The sequence below is a fragment of the Nicoliella sp. ESL1120 genome (assembly GCF_058508515.1).
Genome location: NZ_CP196384.1, coordinates 262,569 through 288,044 on the forward strand (window position 1 = coordinate 262,569; position 25,476 = coordinate 288,044).

General features: G+C 38.9%; 25 protein-coding genes and 1 riboswitch. Of the genes, 19 read left to right on the plus strand and 6 right to left on the minus strand.

The window, feature by feature from the left end; genetic code table 11:
* Positions 1-143 precede the first annotated feature (143 nt).
* The 10 genes from nrdD to ACSYTE_RS08185 all read left to right on the plus strand — a co-directional run bounded on the left by nrdD (position 144) and on the right by ACSYTE_RS08185 (position 9,546).
* Positions 144-2,330, plus strand: coding sequence for an anaerobic ribonucleoside-triphosphate reductase (gene nrdD, locus ACSYTE_RS08140; protein ID WP_491717676.1), 2,187 nt, complete (start codon positions 144-146; stop codon positions 2,328-2,330).
* Complete coding sequence (gene nrdG / locus ACSYTE_RS08145) at positions 2,275-2,856, plus strand: anaerobic ribonucleoside-triphosphate reductase activating protein (protein ID WP_491717557.1); 582 nt, start codon at positions 2,275-2,277, stop codon at positions 2,854-2,856. Before nrdD ends, nrdG begins: the two co-directional genes overlap by 56 nt.
* Before the next feature lie 13 nt (positions 2,857-2,869).
* Positions 2,870-3,643: a Fe-S cluster assembly ATPase SufC gene (gene sufC, locus ACSYTE_RS08150; protein WP_491717558.1), complete on the plus strand. Its 774-nt coding sequence runs from the start codon at positions 2,870-2,872 to the stop codon at positions 3,641-3,643.
* Complete coding sequence (locus ACSYTE_RS08155; RefSeq protein ID WP_491717559.1) at positions 3,643-4,806, plus strand: SufD family Fe-S cluster assembly protein; 1,164 nt, start codon at positions 3,643-3,645, stop codon at positions 4,804-4,806. Before sufC ends, ACSYTE_RS08155 begins: the two co-directional genes overlap by 1 nt.
* Positions 4,796-6,019 (plus strand): aminotransferase class V-fold PLP-dependent enzyme, encoded by a 1,224-nt coding sequence (locus ACSYTE_RS08160; RefSeq protein ID WP_491717560.1) that lies wholly within the window; start codon positions 4,796-4,798, stop codon positions 6,017-6,019. The genes ACSYTE_RS08155 and ACSYTE_RS08160 overlap by 11 nt, the downstream gene beginning before the upstream one ends.
* Positions 6,006-6,443 carry a Fe-S cluster assembly sulfur transfer protein SufU gene (gene sufU, locus ACSYTE_RS08165; protein ID WP_491717561.1) on the plus strand — a complete coding sequence of 146 codons (438 nt, stop codon included), beginning with the start codon at positions 6,006-6,008 and terminating at the stop codon, positions 6,441-6,443. Before ACSYTE_RS08160 ends, sufU begins: the two co-directional genes overlap by 14 nt.
* Complete coding sequence (gene sufB, locus ACSYTE_RS08170; protein WP_491717562.1) at positions 6,436-7,836, plus strand: Fe-S cluster assembly protein SufB; 1,401 nt, start codon at positions 6,436-6,438, stop codon at positions 7,834-7,836. The genes sufU and sufB overlap by 8 nt, the downstream gene beginning before the upstream one ends.
* 175 nt (positions 7,837-8,011) lie before the next feature.
* Positions 8,012-8,797, plus strand: coding sequence for a ParA family protein (locus ACSYTE_RS08175; RefSeq protein ID WP_491717563.1), 786 nt, complete (start codon positions 8,012-8,014; stop codon positions 8,795-8,797).
* The gene (locus ACSYTE_RS08180) at positions 8,790-9,032 is read left to right on the plus strand and encodes a hypothetical protein (protein ID WP_491717564.1); all 243 of its coding nucleotides are present in this window, start codon (positions 8,790-8,792) and stop codon (positions 9,030-9,032) included. The genes ACSYTE_RS08175 and ACSYTE_RS08180 overlap by 8 nt, the downstream gene beginning before the upstream one ends.
* A gap of 196 nt (positions 9,033-9,228) precedes the next feature.
* Positions 9,229-9,546 carry a MazG nucleotide pyrophosphohydrolase domain-containing protein gene (locus ACSYTE_RS08185; protein ID WP_491717565.1) on the plus strand — a complete coding sequence of 106 codons (318 nt, stop codon included), beginning with the start codon at positions 9,229-9,231 and terminating at the stop codon, positions 9,544-9,546.
* Positions 9,547-9,621: 75 nt separating this feature from the next.
* On the opposite strand, the gene ACSYTE_RS08190 is transcribed toward ACSYTE_RS08185, so the two are convergent.
* Positions 9,622-10,371 carry an SGNH/GDSL hydrolase family protein gene (locus ACSYTE_RS08190; protein WP_491717566.1) on the minus strand — a complete coding sequence of 250 codons (750 nt, stop codon included), beginning with the start codon at positions 10,369-10,371 and terminating at the stop codon, positions 9,622-9,624.
* 179 nt (positions 10,372-10,550) lie between these two features.
* On the opposite strand from ACSYTE_RS08190, the gene ACSYTE_RS08195 reads away from it, so the two are divergent.
* Positions 10,551-11,744 (plus strand): aminotransferase-like domain-containing protein, encoded by a 1,194-nt coding sequence (locus ACSYTE_RS08195; RefSeq protein ID WP_491717567.1) that lies wholly within the window; start codon positions 10,551-10,553, stop codon positions 11,742-11,744.
* Positions 11,745-11,842: 98 nt separating this feature from the next.
* Here ACSYTE_RS08195 and ACSYTE_RS08200 read toward each other — a convergent pair whose 3' ends face one another.
* Together ACSYTE_RS08200 and ACSYTE_RS08205 are read right to left on the minus strand one after the other, a co-directional pair.
* A complete protein-coding gene (locus tag ACSYTE_RS08200; protein WP_491717568.1) occupies positions 11,843-12,178 on the minus strand; it encodes a hypothetical protein in 336 nt (111 codons plus the stop codon).
* Between the two features lie 78 nt (positions 12,179-12,256).
* A complete protein-coding gene (locus ACSYTE_RS08205; protein ID WP_491717677.1) occupies positions 12,257-13,018 on the minus strand; it encodes a sulfite exporter TauE/SafE family protein in 762 nt (253 codons plus the stop codon).
* A gap of 126 nt (positions 13,019-13,144) precedes the next feature.
* Here ACSYTE_RS08205 and ACSYTE_RS08210 point away from each other — a divergent pair, with 126 nt between their 5' ends.
* Complete coding sequence (locus ACSYTE_RS08210) at positions 13,145-13,834, plus strand: DUF6198 family protein (RefSeq protein ID WP_491717569.1); 690 nt, start codon at positions 13,145-13,147, stop codon at positions 13,832-13,834.
* 74 nt (positions 13,835-13,908) lie between these two features.
* Here the strand turns inward: ACSYTE_RS08210 and alsS are convergent, their stop codons facing one another.
* Positions 13,909-15,582 (minus strand): acetolactate synthase AlsS, encoded by a 1,674-nt coding sequence (gene alsS, locus ACSYTE_RS08215; protein ID WP_491717570.1) that lies wholly within the window; start codon positions 15,580-15,582, stop codon positions 13,909-13,911.
* A gap of 162 nt (positions 15,583-15,744) precedes the next feature.
* On the opposite strand from alsS, the gene ACSYTE_RS08220 reads away from it, so the two are divergent.
* Entirely contained in the window at positions 15,745-16,176 is a 432-nt protein-coding gene (locus ACSYTE_RS08220) for a MarR family winged helix-turn-helix transcriptional regulator (protein WP_491717571.1), read from the plus strand.
* A gap of 22 nt (positions 16,177-16,198) precedes the next feature.
* Here the strand turns inward: ACSYTE_RS08220 and ACSYTE_RS08225 are convergent, their stop codons facing one another.
* Positions 16,199-16,420, minus strand: coding sequence for a hypothetical protein (locus ACSYTE_RS08225; RefSeq protein ID WP_491717572.1), 222 nt, complete (start codon positions 16,418-16,420; stop codon positions 16,199-16,201).
* A gap of 113 nt (positions 16,421-16,533) precedes the next feature.
* Between ACSYTE_RS08225 and ACSYTE_RS08230 the strand changes: the two genes are divergently transcribed.
* From ACSYTE_RS08230 to ACSYTE_RS08240, 3 genes are all read left to right on the plus strand, one after another.
* Positions 16,534-16,845: a hypothetical protein gene (locus tag ACSYTE_RS08230; protein ID WP_491717573.1), complete on the plus strand. Its 312-nt coding sequence runs from the start codon at positions 16,534-16,536 to the stop codon at positions 16,843-16,845.
* A gap of 229 nt (positions 16,846-17,074) precedes the next feature.
* Positions 17,075-18,067 carry an Abi family protein gene (locus ACSYTE_RS08235; RefSeq protein ID WP_491717574.1) on the plus strand — a complete coding sequence of 331 codons (993 nt, stop codon included), beginning with the start codon at positions 17,075-17,077 and terminating at the stop codon, positions 18,065-18,067.
* Positions 18,068-18,247: 180 nt separating this feature from the next.
* Positions 18,248-18,781 carry a hypothetical protein gene (locus ACSYTE_RS08240; protein ID WP_491717575.1) on the plus strand — a complete coding sequence of 178 codons (534 nt, stop codon included), beginning with the start codon at positions 18,248-18,250 and terminating at the stop codon, positions 18,779-18,781.
* Between the two features lie 73 nt (positions 18,782-18,854).
* On the opposite strand, the gene ACSYTE_RS08245 is transcribed toward ACSYTE_RS08240, so the two are convergent.
* Entirely contained in the window at positions 18,855-19,967 is a 1,113-nt protein-coding gene (locus ACSYTE_RS08245) for a glycerol dehydrogenase (RefSeq protein ID WP_491717576.1), read from the minus strand.
* Between the two features lie 809 nt (positions 19,968-20,776).
* Positions 20,777-20,960: riboswitch (Lysine riboswitch) on the plus strand.
* 65 nt (positions 20,961-21,025) lie between these two features.
* Here ACSYTE_RS08245 and yjeM point away from each other — a divergent pair.
* From yjeM to ACSYTE_RS08260, 3 genes are all read left to right on the plus strand, one after another.
* A complete protein-coding gene (gene yjeM, locus ACSYTE_RS08250) occupies positions 21,026-22,516 on the plus strand; it encodes a glutamate/gamma-aminobutyrate family transporter YjeM (protein ID WP_491717577.1) in 1,491 nt (496 codons plus the stop codon).
* Between the two features lie 386 nt (positions 22,517-22,902).
* Positions 22,903-24,048 (plus strand): amidohydrolase, encoded by a 1,146-nt coding sequence (locus ACSYTE_RS08255; RefSeq protein WP_491717578.1) that lies wholly within the window; start codon positions 22,903-22,905, stop codon positions 24,046-24,048.
* A 268-nt stretch (positions 24,049-24,316) separates the two neighbouring features.
* Complete coding sequence (locus tag ACSYTE_RS08260) at positions 24,317-25,462, plus strand: trans-sulfuration enzyme family protein (protein WP_491717579.1); 1,146 nt, start codon at positions 24,317-24,319, stop codon at positions 25,460-25,462.
* The last annotated feature ends 14 nt before the right edge of the window (positions 25,463-25,476 follow it).

The following is a 25,476-nucleotide window of genomic DNA, read 5'->3' on the forward strand; positions in this document are numbered from 1 at the left end:
TATACCAATTCCAAGCCACATTAGATTGTAGACTAACTTTTGGTTTTGAATGGGCTTGGACTTGATAACACTATATATGTGCTTTATCTTTATATGTAGCACTATATATAGAATATCAAATTCAAGAAGGGTCATGATTGAAAATGCGATCTGAAAAAATCAACCAAGTGATAGTCATTAAACAAAGTGGCGAAAAAACACCATTTTTTAGTTATAAATTAGATTATTTATTTAATCAATTAGCTATTAATGAAGATCTAAAAAGCCAATTTTATAATTCATTATTAACGGCTGTAAGTAATAATGAATTAAAAACCAGCATAATTCGTGAATGTTTTAACAATTTATTGTCTAATAATAAATTATATGATAAATTACAAAAGTATCAAAAATATTATAAACAAGATCAAAAAAGATGGCAGGAAGCAACTGATATTGATCAGAACCTCAAACAGTTGTTTGATAAGAACGCTAGAGTTGTTCATGAAAATGCGAATAAGGATAGTAACGTATTCAATACTCAGCGTGACCTACAAGCGGGACGGGCAAGCAAGGCGATTGGATTAAAAATGCTACCACCATTAGTTGCGAAGGCCCATTTACGTGGTGATATTCATTGGCATGATCTAGATTATTCACCAGCAACCCCTGAAACTAATTGTTGTTTAGTTGATTTTGCGAACATGTTGAACAATGGGTTTAAGATTGGAAACGCAAAGGTTGCTTCCCCAAAGTCGATTCAGACTGCCACCGCTCAAGTTGCCCAAATTATTGCTAACGTTGCTTCACTGCAATACGGTGGAATTTCATTTGATCGAGCTGATGAAGTACTCGCTCCGTTTGCAAAGTTAAACTATCAAAAACATATTCTGGAAGCTAAAAAGTGGGTTGTTAAAGATAGACAGGAAGAATATGCGCGTCAACGCACCCAAAAAGATATTTACGATGCGATGCAAGCTCTTGAATATGAAATTAACACGCTCTATTCTTCTCAGGGCCAAACTCCTTTTACAACGGTTAGTTTTGGTTTAGGAACGAATTGGTTTGAAAAAGAAATTCAAAAGGATATTTTCGAAATTAGAATCAAGGGGCTTGGTGTCGAGCAACGCACTGCAATCTTTCCTAAACTGACCTTTACTTTGAAACGAGGTTTAAACCTAAACCCGAGCGATCCTAATTATGACGTTAAGCAACTGGCGGTGGAATGTGCCACAAAACGGATGTATCCAGATATATTGAATTACGATACTTTATCCGATATTACTGGTAATTTTAAGGCGCCAATGGGATGTCGATCATTTTTGCCAAAGTGGGTAGATGAAGATGGACATGAAATCAATGCTGGTCGGATGAACTTAGGGGTAGTTACGGTCAATTTGCCGCGAATCGCACTTTATGCGAATGGAAGTAAATCAGCATTTTGGAATATTTTTAGGGATAAAATGCGAATTGTACATGAAGCATTAGCCTATCGTATCAAGCGCTGTACTGAGGCAAAAACTTATAATGCCCCACTGCTTTATAAGTACGGTGCATTTGGCAAAAGGTTGCGTGATGATGATAGTGTGGATGAATTGTTTAACCATGAGCGAGCAACTGTGTCAGTAGGTTACATTGGCCTATATGAAGTTGGAACGAGCTTTTTTGGTCCGAATTGGGAACGTAACGAAACTGCCCATGAATTCACTTTAGAAATCGTTAAGCAACTGAACCTACTATGCCAAAAATGGTCGCAGCAAAGTGGCTATCACTATAGTTTGTACTCTACGCCAGCTGAATCCTTAACCGATACGTTTTGTCAGGATGATATCGATAAATTTGGCAAAATCGATTCAATTACTGATAAGGAATACTACACAAATAGCTTTCATTATGACGTACGCAAAAATCCGAACCCATTTGAAAAATTAACCTTTGAAGAAGCATATCCACATTATGCTTCAGCGGGATTTATTCATTATTGTGAATATCCAAATTTAAAGCAAAATCCTAAGGCACTGGAGGCTGTTTGGGATTGGGCATACGATCACGTTGGTTATCTAGGAACCAATACTTCAATTGATCAATGCTTTAAGTGTGGCTTTAAGGGTGATTTTAATGCAACTGCGAAGGGATTTGTTTGTCCGCAATGTGGCAATCATGATCCCAGGTATTGTGACGTCGTTAAGCGAACTTGTGGTTATTTAGGTAATCCACAAGCGCGGCCAATGGTTCACGGGAGACATGTAGAAATCTCAGCGCGTGTAAAACATATGACAGGAGGAATGATCAAAAATGCGGCAGAACATGAAAGGGCCAAACAATCCGACACCCAAAGAATGGCGCGCTAATAAATTGAGTTTGCAATACGTTGCAGATTATAAGCCGTTCAATTTTGTAGATGGCGAGGGCATTCGGTGTAGCTTATACGTTAGTGGATGTTTATTTCATTGTCCTGGTTGTTACAATGTAGCAGCACAAAATTTTCACTACGGTCAACCTTATAGTCAACAGCTAGAGGATCAGATCATAAACGACATGCAAAAGCCATATGTTCAGGGCTTAACTTTACTGGGTGGAGAACCCTTTTTGAATACACAGGTATGTTTAAAACTTTGCCAACGAGTTCGGAAGGAATTTGGGCATATAAAAGATATTTGGTCTTGGACTGGCTATACCTGGGATGAGTTAATGCAGGAGTCTTATGACAAGCTAAAATTACTTTCGTTGATTGATATTTTAGTTGACGGGCGGTTTTTAGAATCACAAAAAGATTTGACGCTTCAATTTAGAGGAAGCGCGAATCAAAGAATTATCAAGGTTCCAGAGTCATTATCAAAAAACCAGGTCGTCTTGTGGGATCGTTTGATTCATTAATAGGAGGGATAACGTGTTAAAAATAGAAGATCTACATGTTCAAATTAACGAAACGGGTACCGAGATATTGCACGGATTGAATTTAACGATTCCAGATGGGGAAATCCATGTCATTATGGGGCCTAACGGGACGGGAAAGTCAACGCTCTCACAAACCATTATGGGATCCAGTCGTTATTCGATTAATAGCGGTTCGATTACATTAGACGGGATTCGACTAAATGAATTATCAACTGATCAAAGAGCGCGGTTAGGGATATTCTTAGCGATGCAATACCCGACTGAGATTACTGGGATTAAGAATGTTGATTTTATTCGTGCTGCCGTATATGCAATGCGTCCCAAGTCACAGCGGTTAAGCGTCTTTGAGTTTATGAACCAACTAGCGGCGAAAATGAAGTTACTATCCATCCCAGAAGAATATACTGATCGTTACTTGAACCAAGGTTTTTCTGGCGGTGAAAAAAAACGCAACGAAATTTTGCAAATGATGATGATCGATCCCAAACTATCGATTTTAGATGAGATTGATTCGGGATTGGATATTGATGCCTTAAAGGTGGTCTCAAATGGAATCAATGCAATGCGCTCAGTTCATTTTAGTTGCTTGATCATTACCCACTACGATCGAATTTTAAGATATGTAAAGCCCGATGTGGTCCACGTTATGATGGGCGGAAAGATCGTTACTAGCGGGGGGTTAGAATTAGCTGAAAAACTGGAAAATGGTGGTTATGCTAACTTACGAAATGAACTTGGACTAGACGTTGAGCTGGTGGATGAATGATGACTAACATGACGCTTGAATCCTTTTCTAAACACAACCAAGAACCAAAATGGCTTACGATAAAACGCCAATTAGTGAGTGCAATGATTAATAAATTACCATTAGACAGTCAGCAAGCTAAATATCAATTTGAAATCCCACCATTGATAGCAAAACCAATTGACTTAACTAACCATGCTCCAAATGATTTAAGAAAGCAGGGCATGGTATTGATGGATCTATTGGGTGCAGCTCGTCAATATCCAAATTTGATTCAAGAAAATCTGATGGAAAAGGCGGTGGAATGGCGTAGTAATGCATTAAATGCAAGGCACCTGGCCTATCTTCAATCGGGAGTATTCATTTACTTACCACCGAACCTAGTTGTTCGAAAACCGTTGAACATTAGTCAACTGCTCGATCATTCGGCCCAAGAAAAACACGTTTTAATCATTGCAGGCGCAAATTCAAAGCTAGCCGTCATGTTTGAAGATAAACGAACTGAAATAGGTGATGATTGTCTAGTGGTTGAAGGATTACTAGGTGATAATGCACATGTTAAATATTACGATGCTGCTAATTCTAATAGTTACCGCAATCATCGCATTTTGAATGCATACCTTGCACAAAATGCATCCCTGCAAACCTTTGTTGGGCTATTCAATCATCATGATACTCGTTATGAAAGCAATCTTAATCTTGATGGTCAAAATAGTGTTGGGCAGATTAACATTGTTAACCTCGGTGAGAGCAGTCAGGTGCAATCGATTATTACATCAATTGTTAATGAAGGTCCTCACACCCATGGTGAAATAAACGAACGCGGCGTTGTTGCTGATAATGCCAAAACACATTTTTTTACCAACGGAATTATTCATGCAAACGGCTCATCCGCTTATTCTAATCAAGTGAGTCGGCTGTTAACGCTTGATGAAACAAGTCATGGGAAAGTCAATCCCGTGTTATTGATTGATAATTATGATGTTATTGCTGGACACGCTGCCAGTGTTGGGAAGGTTGATTCTGATCAATTATACTATCTAAACAGCCGTGGCATCGATTTGATTACAGCCAAACGAATGTTGACCAGGGGCTTTTTGTTACCGCTGGTTGATCAATTTCCTGAACGTGCAATTAGAAATAAATTAATGAATAGACTGGAGGATCGCTTTAATGTTGGATGAATCAGTGCGCAATCACTTTCCGTTTTTTACCAATAATGATCAATCACTGGCATACTTTGATAACGCAGCAACTACTCAAAAGCCAGCTAATGTATTAAAAACGATTCAAGATTCCTATATTAACGACAGTTATAATGTCCATCGAAGTGGATACACGGCTGCCCAAGCTACTACTGACAAGTACGAGGCTGTGAGAAAAAAGGTTGCAAAATTTATTAACGCCCCGAATGAAAGGTCAATCATATTTACCCGTGGGACAACCGATGGGCTCAATCTGATCGTGAATGGTTATTTTAAGACACGGATCAAACGTGGGGACGAAATTGTTGTGGCGATTAGTGAACACCATAGTAACCTACTGCCCTGGATGCAATTAGCGAATATCAATGGGGCACGGTTAAGGTATCTTGAAATAGATGCTAGTGGTCGATTAGATATTGAACAGGCACAAAGGATTATCAATGATCGGACAAGTGTCGTTGCGGTGGGGGCAGTGTCCAACGTTTTAGGAACGCTCAATCCAGTTAAAGCAATTGGAGCCATTGCACATGCCCATGGAGCTCAAATGATCGTAGATGCTGCACAAGCAGTTGCCGAAATACCAGTTGATGTTAACGAATGGAATGCCGATTGGATTGCTTTTTCTGGGCATAAAATGTTGGGACCAACGGGAATTGGCGTATTATACGGGCGGATTGAAAATCTATCAAAAATGTTGCCGATTCAATTAGGCGGTGAGATGGTCGAGATGGTGATGCGTGATCAATTTACCGTTCAGCCGATTCCATGGCGCCTGGAAGCGGGGACGCCAAATATAATTGGTGTTTTAGGCTTGGGAGCTGCAATCGACTATTTAAATCATCTGGGGATGAACAATATTCAAGTGCGTTGTCAAAATTTAGGTCAATCATTATATGATGAGTTGGCTAAAATTAGCGGCGTGAGTCTATGCGGTCCCAAGCAGCGGCAAACGGGGATTGTTTCTTTTAACGTCGATGGTGTACACCCCCACGATGTGGCCACGATTCTTGACATGGCAAATATTGCAGTACGAGCTGGGTATCATTGTGCAGAGCCTTTAATGCATGCATTGGGGACGAACGGTGCAGTGCGGGCCAGTGCTTATATCTATAATTCACAACGAGAAATTGATCGGCTTGTAAATACAATTCGAGAGGCTAAGGAGTTCTTTGTTGACCATGCAAATCAATGAAATTTATCAACGAGTCATTATGGACTACGCAAATCAATTGCATCCATGCCCATTAAATAAGACGACCTTTATGGTCAATCTTAGCAACCCTACTTGTGGTGATCGGATTCAGCTCAATCTTGAACTAAAGAATAGTGTAATTGATTCAGTCAACTATCGAGCAAGCGGGTGTATTATTTTTAAAGCCTCGCTAGCAATGTTATCACAACTGATGATTGGCAAAACATTACCAGAGGCTAATGAATTGATTGACCGTTTTTCACGCCTAATGATGGGAGCAGAGTTATCGAAAGCAACTGAGGCATCACTTGGAGATGCACAGATAATGCATGCAATTGTTAAACTGCCGATGCGAATCAAATGTGCCATGCTGCCGTGGAAGGCCCTTTTACAAGCGATTAATGGAGATGTTGACGATGGATGAATCAATTAGAAAATTAAACGATGAATATCAATATGGCTTTAAAGATAAATATGAGCCAATTTATACAACTGGAGCGGGATTGAACGAAGCAGTCGTTAGGCAAATTTCAGCTCAAAAAAACGAACCAGAATGGATGTTAGACCTTAGATTAAAGGCCCTTAAAATTTACAATCAATTACCAATGCCTAATTTTGGCCCAGACCTATCTGAATTAGATTTAAACCAAATTAATTATTTTCAACGCGCTGCTGATCACGTTTCACGTGATTGGGATGATGTCCCTTCAAGGATGAAGAAAACGTTCGAAAAAATTGGGGTTCCTGAGGCGGAACGCAAGTATTTGGCAGGTGCTGAGGCCCAATACGAATCAGAAGCCGTTTATGCGAACTTAAAGCAAGAATTTGCTCAAATGGGGATAATTTTTACCGATACCGATACTGCTTTGAAGGAATACCCAGAAGTAATCAAGGAATATTTTGGTCAACTAGTTGGCCCTGAAAACAACAAATTCGCCGCCTTGAACACCGCTGTTTGGTCAGGAGGAGTGTTTTTGTATGTTCCCAAAGGGGTCCACTGTCAAGTTCCAATTCAGAGTTTCTTTCGGATTAATAATGGCAACACTGGTCAATTTGAACGAACATTAATTATTGTCGATGAGGGGGCAAGTGTTAATTACGTTGAAGGCTGTACAGCGCCTAATTATTCTGAAGATAGCCTACATGCGGCAGTTGTTGAAGTATTTGTGAAGCGTGACGGCTTTGCTAGGTATACGACGATCCAAAATTGGTCTGATAACGTCTATAGCCTAGAGACCAAGCGGGCGGCTGCTGCTGAAAATGCAACTATGGAATGGATCGATGGGAACTTAGGGTCTAAAGTGACGATGAAGTATCCAAGTATTGATTTAAATGGTCCTCATGCAACGGGAACGATGCTGTCAATTGCTTTTGCTAGTCATTACGTTTATCAAGATAACGGATCAATTATGCGTCATAACGCCCCGCTCACTTCTTCAAACATTGTTTCAAAGTCGATTTGTAAGACCGGTGGAACTTGTAATTATCGCGGGAAGGTACGTATCTCAGAGCATAGTAATGGTGCCAAGTCACATATTGAGTGTGATACGATCATCATGGATGATGAATCAAAGAGCGATACGATTCCACAAAATATTATTAATAATGGGGATGCGACCATTGAACATGAGGCTAAGGTGTCCAAGATTTCTGCAGAGTCGCTTTATTATTTGATGAGCAGAGGATTGAGTGAACAAGCAGCCACTAAAATGATCATTATGGGTTTTATTGAACCGTTTGCTAAGCAACTGCCAATGGAATATGCTGTCGAGTTAAATCTTTTAATCGATTATCAAATGGATGAATCAATTGGTTGATTCAATTTTAAATTTTAATCTATGATAAATAAAATCAGCTTAACGCAAATTAAGTTGATTTTTTAGTATCCAATAACCACCAGCATTTTTGTTTATAATAACTTATTATGAAAAATAAAATATTTACAATTTAAAATAAATAATTTATAATTAATTTTAAATTGGAGGGATGATGATGGCAAAAGTATTGCTTCATTTTAATTTTAAAGGTGGGGTCGGTAAGACCACTATGACGGTTTTAGATACTTACCTTTTAAATCAAATGGGTAAAAAAGTGTTATTAATTGATATGGATCCACAAGCAAACGCAACTGAAATTATAAATACAACTTTCAATAATAAGGAACACCCTAAGACTTCATTTTATGATGGACTAATGAAATTCGACTTATCAAATAGCATCGTTAAAGTGACTGATAATTTAGACATGATTCCATCTGACTGGGCATTAAGTTCTTGGCCAGGGAAAGTTGAAAAATACAATCGTCATGATCGGGCTTTGATATTAAAGAATCTGATCGAACCATTTCGAGCTAAATATGATTTTATATTATTCGATGTACCACCAACCCTCTCAACTTTTACTAACAACGCAATCTTAGCTAGCGATTATATTACCTTGGTACTTCAAACCCAACGCCAAGCATATACATCGATTTTAAAAACTGCTAAGTACATGTATCAACTACGTGAAGATTATCAGGCAGATTATAATGTTTTAGGGGTTGTGTTGTACCTTGTGAAAAATAATGCTAAAACTGATACAGAGATATCTAATAGTGCTAAGGATTCATTTGGGGATGCCGTTTTCAAAAATTACGTTTACCAACAAGAAAGAATTAAGGTGTTTGGAGACGAGGGAATTCGTAACAATGATTATTGGGATAAGCGAGCCCTTAAGATGTATCAGACGACCTTGGATGAAGAGTTAAGTAGAATAGGAGCGAGTGAAAATGAGTAATGATTTTTTGAATAATTTAGCTAATCAGGCTAATTCACAATTAGACGATAATGAACAACATACAAGTCCATTTGCAAGACAAAAACAAACCAGTAGACCAATTCAAGTTCGTGAAAGTTATTATCGCGAAATTAAAAAGATTGCGTTTTTGAATGATAAAAAGATGGTTGATGTAATTGATGATATGCTAAAATACGCAATTGATTCAGGAAAATTTAATACTGAAGATAAGTAATAAAAAATAAATAATAAAAAATATATTTTTTATTATCAAATAGAACAATCAAGACAGCTCGGTTCATCCCAAAATTGAATTGAGCTGTTTTTGCATGAAATCGATTAACTCCCTTTAAGGGACATTTAGTTAATCAATTTAAAAATAGCGCTCTGCTTATGATATGATAAATGTAAATTTATCAGGGGGCTTAAAATTGGATTTAGATCAACATGCAAAATGGTTAGTGAATTTCTATAAAAAACATAAATGGTATGATTTATCACCAGAGATTAGAATGAATTTTTTAACTGAAGAATCAGGAGAACTATCACGGGCAATTAGGACAATGGAAATTGGTCGTGAACATCCTGGTGAGGCTCCAAAGACCAAAGCACAAATGGATGATAATCTTCGCGAAGAGTTAGCTGATGTATTAGATCAATTATTAATTTTATGTAGTAAGTACGACATCGAACCAAGCAGTTTATTAGATTATAGTGAGAACAAGCTGCATAAAAGATGGAAAGAATAATAAAAAATTTATTTTTTATTATTTATTATTTATTTTAAACTTAAAAGGCTAATCACTATTTTAGTGATTAGCCTTTTAACCAATAATTTGATCCAGTTCGCGAACAAATATCGGAGTCCAACAATAACGATACCCAGCCCTAGTAGGATGGCTATCATCAGCCATGTATTCAGGGTGTTTTTGATTTAGTCTATGAATATATTGATTGTTCCAGATGTCAATGATTTCAAAATTCCATTTTCTTTGTAATCTAAATAACTGATTGCGAAGTAGTTCATATTCTGGGGATTCTTTTTTCAAGCAGGTAAAAAAGATAACGGGGCAGTGCCAGTGTTCGTTAGCATATGAGACGATGTATTCGATTGAACCAGTGGTGGTCAAGGTATCAAAATCATCAATATTAAATGAATTACTAATTGTGCCTAGTGGCTTTTTGCGCTTCTGGTCATTCATTGATAGCTGGCATACCAGTGCATCGAGATCTTGGTTAGTGGCAACGTTATTTATTAATCTTTCAATATATGAATCGGGTTCATTACCGGCAAGGGTAGTCCCGCTCACCGCTTCTTTTTGAGCGATTACCCCATGTTCGACTTCTAAATAATCAACGAAAGAATCGCCTTTGGCAGTAACTCCAGAGGTAATTGAAGAACCGATAAATACAATTTTTTTATCGTTTAAGCGGCTGTTCGGGTTATAAAAGTTTTTGGAAGGGGCGTATAGTTCACCATTGCCACGCATGATCTGAATGCTGGATTTAGCAACCTTATACGATATTCCACCTAATATGGTTGCTAGTGCCGTTTTAAATACTTTACCATTCATAATAACTATCCTCCTTTAGCAGACAATTAATTAATGTGTTAAATACATTCTACTCAAATCACAATTAATTTAAAAGAAAAGAATTCCATGAAATAATTAAAAAACTATGGCAATTTGATTAGTTCGTTGTTATAATACACCTATACCATATTTTAAATTTATTTGAGGAGTTGATTTTTATGACATTTGAATATTCAAGACGAGTACCAAAAACCGACAACGACGTGGTTGGAGAAATTTTGGAAGCCGCTGCTAATCCAGCAGTTATTTCATTTGCCGGTGGACTACCAGCACCTGAACTATTTCCAGTTGCAGAAATGCAGAAGGCGGCTGACACCGTCTTCGAAAATGAAGGTCAGACCGCCTTACAATATAGTAACGCCATTGGCGAAACGGTATTACGTGAACAAATTGTGAAATTAATGGCTGATCGTAGTGTGTCCACTTCTGTTGAACACGTGGGGGTCACTACTGGTTCAGAGCAATCAATTGATTTATTAGCAAAAATGTTCATTAACCCTGGTGATACCGTTATCGTTGAAGAACCTACATATCTGTGTACTTTAGATGTGTTCCGTAGCTACGGGGCTAACATCGTCGGGGTTGAAATGGATGAAAATGGAATGAGAATGGACAAGTTCGAAGAAGCTTTGAAGGCTCATCCAGAAGCTAAGTTAGTTTACACGATTCCTACTTTCCAAAACCCAACTGGTCGAACAATGTCAGTTGATCGTCGGAAGCAATTCGTGGAATTAGCTAACAAGTACGATTTATTAGTAATGGAAGATGATCCTTACGGAGCAATTAGATACGAAGGCGAAACTTTACCTCCATTAAAGCACTTTGATACTCAAGATCGGGTTGTTTACATGAGTACTTTCTCTAAGATCTTAGCACCAGGGATGCGTTTAGGATGGATTGTCTGTAACACCGACGTATTATCAAACTTTGTCGTAATGAAGCAAAGTGCTGACTTACACTCAGATAACTTAAGTCAACATATTATTGCTAGATTCCTTGAACAAAATGACATTTATGAACATATTAAAAAGATTAGTGATTTATACCACCATCGTTTTGAATTAATGTTAAGTGCCATCAAGGAAGAATTCCCAGCTGATGCTAAGCACAGTCATCCTGAAGGTGGGATGTTCATTTGGATTGAATTACCTGGTGAAGTTGATACCATGCAATTATTTAACACCTGTGTGGAACATAACGTTGCGTTCGTGCCAGGAGATTCATTCTACCCTAACAAACCAAAGATGGGGACTTTCAGATTGAACTTCTCAAACGTTGATGACGAAACCATTAAGGTCGGGATGAAGCGTTTAGGAACTGCCTTAAAGGAAGCTCTTGAAGCAACTAAATAATAGTAATAAAAAAACTCCCAAGTTGATTTACAACTTAGGAGTTTTTTGTGGTTCAATTTATCTGAAAAATATGATAGCAAGCCATGATCGACTATTTTTTATTCACTTACTTTTTTGCTTAATTTACGTAAGTATAAGAAATTCCAAACAGTAAACGCAATTGCCGTGATCCATGACAGTGCAATGACCGCAATCCCAATAATGAAGGTTAGATCTTTACTACCGATGCGAAAATCCCTTAAAATAGCATTTCCCAAGAAGTTTAAACTTTCGCAAAGTGCCAAAATTAAAATAAAATTACTAAGCCCATCGGATTGAACCTCTGCATGTTTGTTTTTAGCTTGAAAACCAATGTTAATAAATAGGAAGATTAGTAACAATAGTCCTTGAATGTTAACAAAGTTAAATACGATTCGTAAAAATGAATCCGCCAATCGAATCACTTCCTTTAAAGAATTAATATCTATTATTTTACAACATTTAAAAATAAAGCAAAATGATTTTTTCTGAAATTAAAAGAAGGCCTTAATAAATAGGTAGATTGATAGCAGAAATGCAAAGATGCCAACGCCAATCCGCATAACGTTAGTGGGAATGAAGCGCACGATCGAAGGACCAATGAAGCCACCGATAAATAGTCCGATGCCTAACGGGATGATGGCACTCCAATAGACGTGGGCAACGAAAATGAAGATAATCGAAGCAACGAGGTTTGCTGCTAAAGTGGCAGCGTTACGCGTTGCATTATAAACGTGGTAGGGGCTGTCAGTGATCTTAGATAACACGGCAATCATGATCACGCCAGCACCAGCACCAAAGTAGCCCACGTAGATTCCGACAAGCCCTAAAATTAAGTACTCCCAAAATAAAACGTTTTTCGAACCAGTTTTTTGTCCATTTGCATGTGAGCGCTTAGGTACTAGGATCGAGCAAGCTGCAAAGAAAATCAAAAACGGCACGATTTTGGAAAAGGCCTCATTAGAACTATTTAGTAGTAAAAGTGACCCAATCAAGCCCCCACCTGCTGTCAAAGCGGTGATCGGCAGGACCGCTTTTAAGTGCCCCCTTAGCTCCTTTAATGAAGCTAAGATTGAACTGACCCCACTACAGATTAGCGCAACGGTGTTAGAAGCGTTCGCTAATACTGGTGGAATCCCCACGGAAACCAGGGCGGGGTATGAAATTAACGACGCCATCCCAATGATACTGTTGATGATTCCCGAGATGATCCCGACTAAAATTAAAAATGCAATCGTTCCAACTGTGATGAAAATCCCTCCTTAATTAGATAATCTGCCTTGATTATAGCATTTTCAAGCATTAACCATTTAACTTTTGTTTTAGCTTTGAATTATATATAATGGAGACAAATACTAGTTATTAAATTGAGGAGGAGCTAATTGGACACAAAAAGACCGACTAATTCGATGCGGGTTAGGATAACGGCATTAATTTTAGGGCTGATCATCAACGCCCTGGGCAACGGGTTGACGATTACATCTAATACTGGTTCGGCGCTGTTTACTGCTGCAGCGGTAAATTTGGGTAACCAGTTTCACGTTGCATCGACCATTTTTATCTTTGCCTTCGGGGTGTTCAGTGCGATATTGAACCAGTTATTATTGATGAAACTAGACATAGTTCGGTTCGTAGAAGAACTTGCCTATGTGGTGTTTTTTAGCTACGGAATTCAGATTTTTATTCAAATGTTCGAATTTTTGGGGGTTGGGAACCACGGCTTTTTGGTTCGTTCATTGATTTCAATAGTCGGTGTGACGATGATTGGAATCTCGATTTCGATGTATCAACGGGCCAACATCTTTATGCACCCGAATGATGACACCAGTAATATTTTGCGATTTAAATTTTTTAACGGTAGTGCGATCAGGGCACAGTTCTTGGACCTGTCGTTACCTGCCGTTGTGATCATTATCACCAGCCTATTGACTGGGCAACTCTATGCGGTTAATTTTGCCACGATCTACTTTTTCTTTACCAACGGGATTGTCGTTAAATATGCCGATCGGTGGATTTGGCCCAGCTTGATTCATAATTTTAATCCCACGGATGATTTTAAGATCAAATCATAAGTTAGATAATTAAATTGAATAATTGACACAAAAACACCGCTAATCTTTAAACAGGATTAGCGGTGTTTTTTATCCTAGTTTAATTCGTTTGGAATCAACTGGGTCTTTAACTTGATGTTGTCCTTGTAGTTAACTGGAACTTCGATGATTGAAGGGCCAGCTAGTTGCTTTGCTTTATGGAGAGCCTGGCGGAATTCTTCAGCCGTCTTGACCCGAAAGCCCTTAGCACCAAAACTTTCGGCGTATTTAACGTTATCAACGTAGCCGAACTTGACTCCGGCATCACGGCCATACTTAGCGACTTCTTGGAACTTGACCATGTCATAGTAACCGTCGACCCAAATAATTTGGATGATGGGCAGATTCAATCGGACCGCAGTTTCAAACTCTTGTCCTGAGAATAAGAAACCACCATCACCTGAGATGGAAATAACGTGTTGTTCAGGCCGCGTTAATGCAGCGGCAATTGCCCACGGTAAAGCGACCCCGAGCGTTTGCATCCCGTTGCTAAATAGCAAGTGGCGGGGTTTGTAAACTCGGAAAAAGCGGGCCATCCAGATGTAGTGGCTACCGATATCGACGGTAATGGTGGTATCGTCATTGACTGATTCCTGTAAGACGTTGATGATGGCCAATGGGTGGAGTTCTTCGCCCTCCTTTTGTTCTGGAACTTCATTAGACTGGTCGAAGTGTTCCTTGAGTTGGGCTAACTTGGCCTGGGTGTCTTTTGGCAGGATCGTATCTTCTGGAATGAACGCTGCGAGTTCGTACAGCGTTTGGGCAACGTCCGCATTTACGATCACCTCTGGTTGATAATCAGTCGTAATTTCGGGGGTGATGGTATCGACGTTAATAATTCTAGTCCCTTCGTTATGCCAGTTGCGAGCTTCATATTCAATTGGATCATAACCAATGGCAAGGACGAGATCGCTCTTTTTAAGAACCGTATCACCAATTTGATTATCGAATAGTCCAACGCGACCAAAGTAGTTATTTTCAAGGTCACGCGAGATGACGCCTGAACCCTGGAAGGTTTCGACAACTGGGATGGAAAAGCGGTTCAATAATTTGTGAATGGCATCGCTTACTTTCTCAGTTGAGGCGCGCATTCCGGCAAGAATTACTGGATTTTCAGCTGTCATCAACATTTCTGCAATTTGTTTGATTCGAGTCCGATCGGCACTCCCGTTGGTGATTTCGGGTAGTTTTTGAATTACGGGGCGGTCTACTTTTGCCCCCAGAATATCTTGGGGTAGTGATAGAAAAGCAGCTCCATTTTTAGGGGATTTGGTCGTCATGAACGCATTAGCAAAGGCCTCCGAAAGATTGTTTGGATCTGCCACTTCCTGGCTACTCTTGGTTGCTTGTTCTAATAGGGGAGCGCTGTCAATACTTTGGTGGGTCGCACGCAAAAGGTCATCTCTTTTAACTTGACCACCCAATGCGATGACTGGGTCTCCCTCAGCAGTGGCGGTGATCAAAGCGGTTGTTAGGTTCGAGACCCCAGGGCCTGAAGTAACAGCGACCACGCCAGGATTGCCAGTTAAGCGGCCAATTCCAGCAGCAATAAAGGCTGCATTTTGTTCATGCCTAGTAACGATTAATTGGGGTGCGTTAGGATTATCATTATGTTGCAAGTCTTCAAATAATTGGTCGACTTTAGCACCAGGAATACCAAAAACATACTTAATTCCCTGATTGATCATACTTTGAATTAATGCTGTCGAGCCTGTCATGTCCTTTGTCATAGTAATTCCTCCAGTTTAAATTTCATTTACATATGGTATACTTTATCTTGAAAGAATAGGGTGTTGCATTGTCAACACCCGTTAATTTGATATTATTATAGGCAGCTGGGTGTTGCATTGTCAACGCAATTAGTCACTTTTTACGGAAGGAACCGATTTCTTATGAAAGACTTAGGATATTTAGCACAAGATATTTCCATTTTACATCGCCAATACTACAAAGATACTGGGCATCAATTTGAAAAATTGGATTTAAACCCTACGGCTGCATGTATTTTACTTACGATTAATGATCATCAACATATTAATCAAAGCCAGATTGCCCGTGAATTAGTATTGGATAAGGGGATGGTGGCTCGGCAAATCAAAAAGTTGGATCAAAATGGTTGGGTCACAAAGCAACCTCGACCAGGAAAGGCCCTTGAAGTAAGTTTAACCACTTCTGGGAAACAACTGTTAAGTCAAGTGCAAAATATTAGAAGGAATTGGTGGGCGGAACGTTTTGCGCAAACTGGCATCGAATCGGATTCCCCCATTATTCCATCGATTGAAAAAGTAGTTAGGACCATCATTGGAAACACAAAAGGCCAGTAATTAAGATTACTAGCCTTTTTTATTAGAACTCTTGTTCAATTTTATATTTCTTTCCCTTAGCAGGGTCACTTTCCTTGTCACCAATTTCGAATAACAAATGCTTACCGTTTTCGTCCTTGACCATGACTACTTTTTCGTTAGTAGTCCGTTTGTCAGAAGTCAATTGAGCAGTCCGAATTAATTCGCTGGGATCAACGTTTGAAGCGATTGCGTTACCAGGATTAAATAATACATCTTCAGCCATAAGCATGCCTCCAATCAAATATGTAGTATAATAATTTATAATATGAATATAAACCTAAATGATGCTAAAATCAATTATAAATTTACATAATATTTGAACAGGGGGGAATGGGAATGGAGCATTCTTTAAATAGCAATCCTGAGTTTATTGACGAATTGGTTCATAAAATGTTTGATGATAGTTTATTGCGGCCTAATTCTAATAAAAATATAAGGTCATTTGAAATTATGAATAATCATTATGTCCTCGATGTGATGATTGTGGATCAGGTCTTTTTTGTGAGTTTATTTGTTAGGACAATTCCGAATAGTGATGATAAGTTGAAGGCCGCATTCGCCTACAATGGAAATGACTTAGCGATCGGCTTAGCAAGGACTAAGCGGACTTGTTTGAGTAACCAAATTATTAACGAAGATGGGAATTAACATCGATCTCTTTATATTTTTACATTCAGAATGACATTTTAAACTAGTTATGAATAGCACTTTGAAACTTAACACGATATAATTAAGTTGTATTTTGATTAAATCATTTGAATAACAATGTTTACATTTGATGCAGCTGAATATAACTAGACGCAAACGTCGCCTCAGTAATTAATTGCGGATGTATCTGCCCTTAATGCTGAGGTTTTTATTTAGGAGGATGAGCTTTGTGACAACCCCTCATAACATGACCTATAAACAACAGATGAAACAACTAGAACACCTTGGGATGATCATTAATTCTAAGGAAATAAAGCGGCCAACGAATCTAGAGATAATTGGTTACTATAAAATTAAGGAGTTTTCACTGCCGTTTTTGCACCATGGTAAGTATGATGGAGTGCGGTTGAAAAGCATTGCTGATCGTTTCTACCTCGATAAAAATTTACGGATGCATTTTTTGCAGGCGATTGAAAAAATTGAATTATCATTGAAAGTTAAATTATCGTATTTCTTCACCAATGAGTATCAAGAATTTGGCTACTTGGATTTTGATAACTGGTTCAATAAGGATAGTGGGAAGGGTGCAATTAAGAAACAAGAAATGGCGTTTAAAAAGAAGTTGCACCACGCAATGAAGCGCACTAGCAATCCCGAATATCGAGACCAAGCAATGCTCAATAAAGAAGGATTGCCAGCAGCTTGGTTCGGCATCAGCATGCTGACCTTTGGTGATTTAGAATTCATTATTGAAAATATGGCCAGAAAAAACGCACTGAAATTAGCCCGAGAATACCACCTAGACTATAAAACATTGGTGGCGGTAATTGAATTAGTCCATAAGGCTCGGAATGTTTGTTGTCATAATCAGAACTTAGTTGATATTAAGGTTAAAAATCAACCGAATATTAAGAAGTTGTTCAAAAACCCAAATGATATTATGTATGAATACGCTAGTGTTAAGAGAGCTAGTAAGCAGGTAAAGCTCATGAACAGTGGCCTTTCTCTGATTACGCTTTGTGTTAAGTATATGGTTGATGAGATTGATCCAAAGTATGTCTGGGATGATATTATTGCAGATATCGTGGCGTTAGCACGTCCGGTTAGCGAGAATGGCGATAAACTTTATAATCATATGGGCTTCAAGAATGCTAAATCATTAAAATATATCTTTCCAAGGAATAAAAAATATATTAAGGCGGTTCAAGAACAAGCTAGTTGAAAATAAAGGCTTATTAAATCTATTTCATTTCCAAATAAGACGGCTGTAGAAACTATTAAATTATCGATATATGTAATTAATATTTTATTTTTAATTATTAATTATAAATTATTATTATGATTGATTTTTGAGGTGTTATAATTAAGAGATACAAAATAATTTTAATTTAAGGGTGATTTTGTGGCAAGTTATAAAGATTTAAACAAAAAAGCTGATTGGTTATTTGAAAAAGAAGGGAACTCCGAGAATTACCTCCGTGTAACTGATCTTGCAAACAAACAGAAAGATTTGGAAATGCAGGAAAAAAATCGTAATCTTCGTGGTGGATCTTCGACAGTAACAACAAGAAGTCACTCGATTTATGCAGATAAGTTTCCTGAATTTGTTGCTATTTTCGTTTTAGTATTTACTATCGGTGGCGCAATTATATTAACAATTAAACAAACGATTATGGATTTTATTGCTCAAAATCATATTCATTCGGTGTTTAGCTTTATTTTTTACGCTGGTAAGGCGATAATATTTTTCCTAGCGGGATTAATCTTTAATTTAGCTAAATGGGCGATTGGATTCATTTTAAGTAGTTTTTGGGACCTAATTAAGTGGGTGTGGAGTGCTTCCATTAATTTCGTTGCGACCCATATCTGGATCGATATGCTAGTGTTAATTATTGTCGGCTTGGTTATTTTTGCTAAAACAAAATTTAGAAGATAGTAATGACGGAATTACTTTAAAATTAAAATGAGTTCGCTGTTTGATCAGCGAACTCATTTTTTTATTAGCTAACTTATTTATGATTAGATTTGTATGCTAAATTATAGGCATTGGCACCCTTCATGGCTTGGACAATATCGTCATCTTCGACCAAGAATGGCATTTCCTTCATCGTATCGTTATCGCTATTGGCGGAATGGGCAATCTTTAACAAATCACTATCGCTAATATCAGCAATTCCTAAGTCCGCAAACGTGGTTGGTAAACCGACTGCTAATTCAAAATCTAGATATTTATTATAGCGATCTCTATCGGCACCCTCGAGAAACAATTGGGCGAGCAAGCCAAAGGCAACGATTTCACCGTGCATCTTATGGATCTTATCTCCGATTGCAGTTGTTCCATTGTAGATTGCGTGGGCAGCGGCTAAGCCACCACTTTCAAAGCCAACCCCACTCATTAAGATGTTGGCTTCAGTTACCTTTTCTAGTGCTTTGGTATCATTATGGTTTTCAACCGAACGGACGGCCTCGACTCCATAGTTGAATAACGTTTCTTGACATTTTTCGGCAATTGCGTTGCCAACTAACGTCTGTTTGTTACCTAGCATCGTGTTGCCATTACCGCGGGCAACTGCTTGAGCCTCAACGTTGGTGGCTAGGGCATCACCAATTCCAGCTACTAAGAATCGTGCGGGTGCGTTGGCAATGACCCGCGTGTCAACAAGGACTAATTCGGGATTGTTATTATAGAAGAGGTAGTTAGAAAATGATCCGTCATCATTGTAAATCACTGATAACCTAGAACATGGTGCGTCCGTTGATGCCAAACTTGGCAAGATGGCAGCTTTAATTTTCATTTTATCAGCGATTGCCTTGGCAGCATCCAATGTTTTACCACCACCGAGGCCAATGATTACTTTAACTTGGTTATCCGTTCCAATCTTAGCCACACGGTTAACTTCTGACATTGAAGATTCACCGTTAAAATTAACTTCAGTAACTGCTAAGTCGTTTTCTTGCAGATACTTAGAAAAGTCATTTCCTACAATGTCCATGATTTGCTTACCGGCTAGTAATAAGACGGTATCACCAAGTTTTTTAATGTAATCAGCACTGTTAAATAAAATATCCTTACCCTGAACATATGTTGATGGGCTTGCAAACATTTTATTGTTAGTTTCCATATTAAATCACCCCTTAATTATTTTGAATCAACTTTATTTTAATTCTAAATTGCCAAAAAGCAATTGATTAAGTTCGCTTTTGTTAGTGGGGTGTGGGAATCAAAATCAGCAGCTCAAATAATAATACGCTTAGGGATTTTAGTGATAAGGACCTTGGAACGATGGTTAGTTATAGGTGTTGGGTTATCGGGTAAGACTAGTGTTGTTGATGGTCATTAATCAACTAAAAACTGAATCTGAATATCTTAAATCATTGAAATAAAATAGTTAAATTATAAGGAGAAGGTATAAATAAAGCTAAATATGATTCTATTAATAGGTTTGATGGGTGCATCGTTATTGGGTGGATTGGTTGCCCAAGCTGTTCCTGCGACTCATGCTTCGACCATTTTAGATAATGGTTTCTTTGAAAAAGATTGAGATAAAGCCGCTAAAGAAATGGATAAATTAGATAAAAAGAATCTTAAAGAAAGCAACAAGTTTCGGAAAACTCATGATAAGAACAAAGAAGAAGTTACATAATTCTAAGATCAAGCAGCCGAGTAAGTTGAATAAACACGTTACTAAAACTAATAAGTAATCATTAATCTGGTTACTTTAAATATCCCAACCTATTTGTCATCATCGCTACGCTATCATCATTTTGAATCTAGGGAGATGGCTGATTAATGTTCAAAAAGTTAATGGTGCGATAAACTCTCTAATAACTATTATTAAAGTCTTTATCTAAAAAATAGATTAAAGACTTTTTTAATGTTATAAATATTTGACTTTTGTTTACTTAGTGCTAATCTATTTATTAATTACAATTTATTTGAAGAGGTTGCGATTGACAAAAGTAGGTAAATTGAGCAGCTACTAATGCGTTGATGTTTACTGAAAGGGGAGATCGCCGAGGGGCTATAAGGAGTGGCTTATGGTTATATCCGGGACATGGTTTAAGAGGCTATGGACTGTCAACGGAATTAATTCTGTTGGGGCGCTTTACATATGATAATAATTTGATTAGCAACGATCCCTCTAACCTCTTCTTAAATTAAAAGTTAGGGGTTTTTTTTATGTCTAATACAAAAAAGATTTCGTTAGTCAGTTTGGTATTAATGATTTTATCGACCACGTTTGGTTTTGTTAATGTGCCGACGGCATTTGACCAAATGGGGTATGCCAGTATTATTTGGTACATAGTTGGGGCGCTAGCTTTTTTCTTACCGACTTCATTTATGTTTGCTGAATATGGTTCAGCATTAAAAAATGAATCTGGTGGAATCTACTCTTGGATAAAATCAGGACTTGGTGAACGTTGGGCCTTTATTGGTGGCTTTACATGGCTTTCTGCTTGGGTCATTACGATGTTATTTAGTGTTCCAAATCTATGGGTATCCCTGTCCGCCATGTTATTTGGTCATGATACGACCCAAAGTTGGACTTTTTTAGGGTTCAATAGTACGGAAACGTTGGGCTTATTATCAATTACATTCATTTTTATCGCAACAATCATTGCAATTAATGGACTGGGTAAAATAGCTTGGATTGCTTCTATTGGAGGCTTTTTAGCAACCTCCATCTCGTTTGTCTTCTGTATTTTATCGATCGTTATTATTTTCTTGAACCACGGTCATTTAGCACAACCCATCAATGGACTCAGTAGTTTTATCGTTTCACCTAACCCTAGTTTTCAAACACCGACTTCAACGCTTTCATTCGTGGTATATGCAATTTTTGCTTATGCTGGGGTCGAGTCGCTCTCAGGGGTGATTAATAATTTAAAGAATCCAGAAAAGACGTTCCCCCGTGGGGTTATGATTTCTACGGCCTTCATCTTTGTGCTTTACACTGTTTCGATCGTTTTATGTGGTTTCGTTGTTAACTGGAAAGCAGTTATGGGCGGTAGCAGTGTTACTTTAGGGAATGTTATGTACGTGCTGATGGCCAATTTAGGGACATCTTTAGGTCATGGTTTGGGGTTGAGCAATTCAGCAACCCAAACTTTAAGTCACGTTCTAACCCAATACACTGGTTTTTCGACTTTAATGGGTGGTGCTGGTGGTTTCTTCGTATTGTTATACTCACCACTGAAGTCGTTTATGTTCGGTTCCAACAAGCGCTTGTGGCCAAAGTGGGCACTGCACTTAAATCGCCATGAAATGCCTAGTTATGCAATGTGGATTCAAAGTATCATCTTAATGGTTATTTTATTTTTTATTGCGTTTGGTGGAGACAGTGCTAAGGCGTTTTTCCAAATTTTAACTGATATGAACAACGTTTCAACGGCTTTCCAATACATTTTAATTGTGCTAGCATTCCCATTCTTCAAAAAGCTAGCTGATATAAGACGCCCCTTCGTCGTTTATCATAATCAAAAAACGACTTGGTTAGTTACAGCGTTGGTTCTATTGGTCCTAGCGTTTGGGATTGGCTTTAATTTCATTCAACCAATTCTTGATCATGATTACATGACTGATTTTTGGACGTTCCTAGGTCCCGTTATTTTTGGTGGTGGCGCTTGGCTCTTTTATGAATTACGGATTAAGTATTTAAATAAGCAGTGAGATAGTAGTTATTATCAAGAGCATTTTTTTCAACATCATTTGACATTCAAATATTTTTATGGTTTAATAATTAAAAATAAATGATAAATGAATTAAATTAAGGGGAAATTATAATGATTAAAAATGATAATAATCAATTTAATAGTTGTTATGTCCTAACTGGCTACATGTGCATGTGCTAGTAGCGTTTGGATCCATTTGGGATGCAAACGTTACTGACATTTGCATCTAGCGCGGACCGCTTACGATTTCCTAACTAGGTGAAGTTAAACCGAATCTAGTTAGGGTGGATATCATTTTTGAATCAATTTTCCTTATCAAACCCAAAGATCAACTAGATTCGTGCTAGTTGATCTTTTTTATTTTGCATTGAGGAGGTGCCTTCATTGACGCAATTGATCGATCCAGAACTTGAGCGGAAGTTAATTCAATACCGGCATGATTTTCACGCCCATCCAGAACTGGCTGACCATGAATTTAGAACTACTAAAAAAATTACGGCTATTTTAGCTGAATATGGGATCAAGCCCAGGCCAACGAATTTAAAAACGGGGGTGTTCGCAGATATTGGTAACAACAATGGCCCCACCATCGCTTTACGAGCTGATATTGACGCATTGCCAGTCGCAGAGGCCACGGGGCTTGCTTACAGTTCACAAGTCCCAGGGCAAATGCACGCCTGTGGTCATGATACCCACATTGCAGCGCTATTAGGGGCTGCTTATCTATTGAAGCGTTCTGAAAACGAGCTGCCTGGTAAAGTCAGGTTGATATTTCAGTTAGCTGAAGAAGATCACGAAGGTGCCCTGCAGGTGATTAACGACGGTCAACTAACGGGAGTCGATGCAATCATCGGCTTTCATAACGCACCATTTCATCCCGTTGGCAGCATCGGGATTCGAGCGGGAATCAGCAGTGGAGCGATCGATAAGTTCAAGGTCACACTGACGGGGCATGGCACGCATGCATCGGCGCCCCAAAATGGAGTCGATCCAGTCGTGGTGTTAGGAGCGGAAATCAATGCGATTCAAAGTATCGTTAGCCGCAACGTTTCACCGACCAGTGCTGGTGTGATCAGCATCACACACATCACTGCGGGGACGACTTGGAACGTGATTCCAGAAACGGTGTTCTTTGAGGGCACGGTCCGAACTGCAAGTAAGCACACCAGAGCATTGATCAAACAGCGCTTTTTAAAGTTAGTGCAGACCACGGCGGAAGCGTATGGCGCAACCGCTGCAATTGATTGGTATGACGGCGATCCATCTGTGAATAACGATTCGCATTTAACCGCCATCGTTGCTGATGAGTGTAAACGGTTTGCAACGGTTTATGAAAAGGAACTGGAGTTAGGATCTGATGACTTTGCATGTTATCAAGAACACGTGCCTGGCGTATACGTTAACCTGGGCAACAATGGGCAGGTGAAGAATCATAATCCTGGCTATATTGCTGATGACGGCGTAATTGCCGTTGGCGTTCATTATTTTGATACCGTTGCAAGACGGCTATTAAATGAATTACATAAATAAAATCCGACGATTAAGAAGAGTAACGATTGGAATCAATTACAGCGAGTCTGGGGTGGTGAGACCAGATGCTGATGAATTTCGTGAAGATGAGCTTAAGAATGGAGTCAATTGGTGCAAGCCAATTGACCGGTCCGACCCGTTATCATCCAGATGGATATCCATTGAGTTAAACGCAAGGGTGGCACCGCGAATCAATCGCCCCTTATTGATCATAAATTGGTCAATAGGGGGCTTTTATTTTTGAAAAAAATAGAAAGAGGGAATCAAAATGACCAAGTTTAATACTAAGTTAGTTCATGGCAAGTCACAAAATGATAATGATACAGGAGCGGTCAACGTGCCGATCTATAATTCATCAACGTTCGTTTTCCCGAAGGTTGATGCCAAGCTTCGGTGGGACTATGAACGGTCTGGTAATCCAACTAGGGATTATTTGGAAGATCAATTAGCAGAATTAGAAAATGGCGACCGCGGCTTTGCCTTTTCATCTGGGTTAGCTGCAGTCCATGCAGTCTTCGCGCTTTTTAAACCGGGTGACCACATTATTGTCGGCAAGGCGGTTTATGGTGGGACATTCAGGTTGATCAACCAATTCTTCAAGCGCTGGCAGTTATCATTTACGGTCGTTGATACCCAGGATTTGGATGCGGTTAGTGCGGCGACCAAGAATAACACGAAAGCGATTTACTTTGAGACCTTTTCAAATCCATTGTTAGAAGTCACTAGTGTGAAGGCGATTGCTAAACTGGCCAAGCAACATGGGTTGTTAACGATTGTGGACAACACCTTTTTGACCCCATACTTACAACAACCACTCGACTTGGGGGCAGATATCGTGATTCATTCCGCCACTAAGTATTTAGGGGGCCATTCTGACGTGGTTGCTGGTGCGGTGGTAACCAAGACGCCGCAACTCTCGGATGCGGTTTACTTCAACCAAAATGGGATTGGCGCAGTCCTTTCACCAGAATCGGCGAACTTGATCAGCCGCGGAATCAAGACGCTTGCAGTACGCATCGATCGACACGAAGCAAATGCTGCAAAGATCGTTGATTTCTTAGCGCAACGTGATGAAGTTACTCGGATCCATTATCCTGGAATTAAGGGGACCAAGGACTATGAGATTGCTAAGGAGGAAACGAATGGCTACGGTGGGGTGTTGTCCTTTGAATTGGCCGATTCAATTGATGCCGCCGCATTCGTTGAACATCTAAAACTCATTTCACTGGCAGTTAGTTTGGGTTCGGTCGAAAGTTTGATCGAACTACCATACAAGATGACCCATGCTGAATTATCGGCAGCAGAGCAGGCCAAGACGGGAATTTCACCCCAATTGGTCAGATTATCAGTTGGAATTGAGGATGTTCATGATTTAATTGCTGATCTGGAATCGGCATTGAACGCAACTAAGTAGGGAGAGTGGTAGAG

Bases quoted from the DNA above. Each gene is read 5' to 3' on its own strand.
- nrdD (WP_491717676.1), top strand. From the start codon at position 144: ATGCGATCTGAAAAAATCAACCAAGTGATAGTCATTAAACAAAGTGGC.
- nrdG (WP_491717557.1), top strand. From the start codon at position 2,275: ATGCGGCAGAACATGAAAGGGCCAAACAATCCGACACCCAAAGAATGG.
- ACSYTE_RS08155 (WP_491717559.1), top strand. From the start codon at position 3,643: ATGACTAACATGACGCTTGAATCCTTTTCTAAACACAACCAAGAACCA.
- ACSYTE_RS08160 (WP_491717560.1), top strand. From the start codon at position 4,796: ATGTTGGATGAATCAGTGCGCAATCACTTTCCGTTTTTTACCAATAAT.
- sufU (WP_491717561.1), top strand. From the start codon at position 6,006: ATGCAAATCAATGAAATTTATCAACGAGTCATTATGGACTACGCAAAT.
- sufB (WP_491717562.1), top strand. From the start codon at position 6,436: ATGGATGAATCAATTAGAAAATTAAACGATGAATATCAATATGGCTTT.
- ACSYTE_RS08175 (WP_491717563.1), top strand. From the start codon at position 8,012: ATGGCAAAAGTATTGCTTCATTTTAATTTTAAAGGTGGGGTCGGTAAG.
- ACSYTE_RS08180 (WP_491717564.1), top strand. From the start codon at position 8,790: ATGAGTAATGATTTTTTGAATAATTTAGCTAATCAGGCTAATTCACAA.
- ACSYTE_RS08190 (WP_491717566.1), bottom strand. From the start codon at position 10,371: ATGAATGGTAAAGTATTTAAAACGGCACTAGCAACCATATTAGGTGGA.
- ACSYTE_RS08195 (WP_491717567.1), top strand. From the start codon at position 10,551: ATGACATTTGAATATTCAAGACGAGTACCAAAAACCGACAACGACGTG.
- alsS (WP_491717570.1), bottom strand. From the start codon at position 15,582: ATGACAAAGGACATGACAGGCTCGACAGCATTAATTCAAAGTATGATC.
- ACSYTE_RS08220 (WP_491717571.1), top strand. From the start codon at position 15,745: ATGAAAGACTTAGGATATTTAGCACAAGATATTTCCATTTTACATCGC.
- ACSYTE_RS08225 (WP_491717572.1), bottom strand. From the start codon at position 16,420: ATGGCTGAAGATGTATTATTTAATCCTGGTAACGCAATCGCTTCAAAC.
- ACSYTE_RS08230 (WP_491717573.1), top strand. From the start codon at position 16,534: ATGGAGCATTCTTTAAATAGCAATCCTGAGTTTATTGACGAATTGGTT.
- ACSYTE_RS08245 (WP_491717576.1), bottom strand. From the start codon at position 19,967: ATGGAAACTAACAATAAAATGTTTGCAAGCCCATCAACATATGTTCAG.
- yjeM (WP_491717577.1), top strand. From the start codon at position 21,026: ATGTCTAATACAAAAAAGATTTCGTTAGTCAGTTTGGTATTAATGATT.
- ACSYTE_RS08260 (WP_491717579.1), top strand. From the start codon at position 24,317: ATGACCAAGTTTAATACTAAGTTAGTTCATGGCAAGTCACAAAATGAT.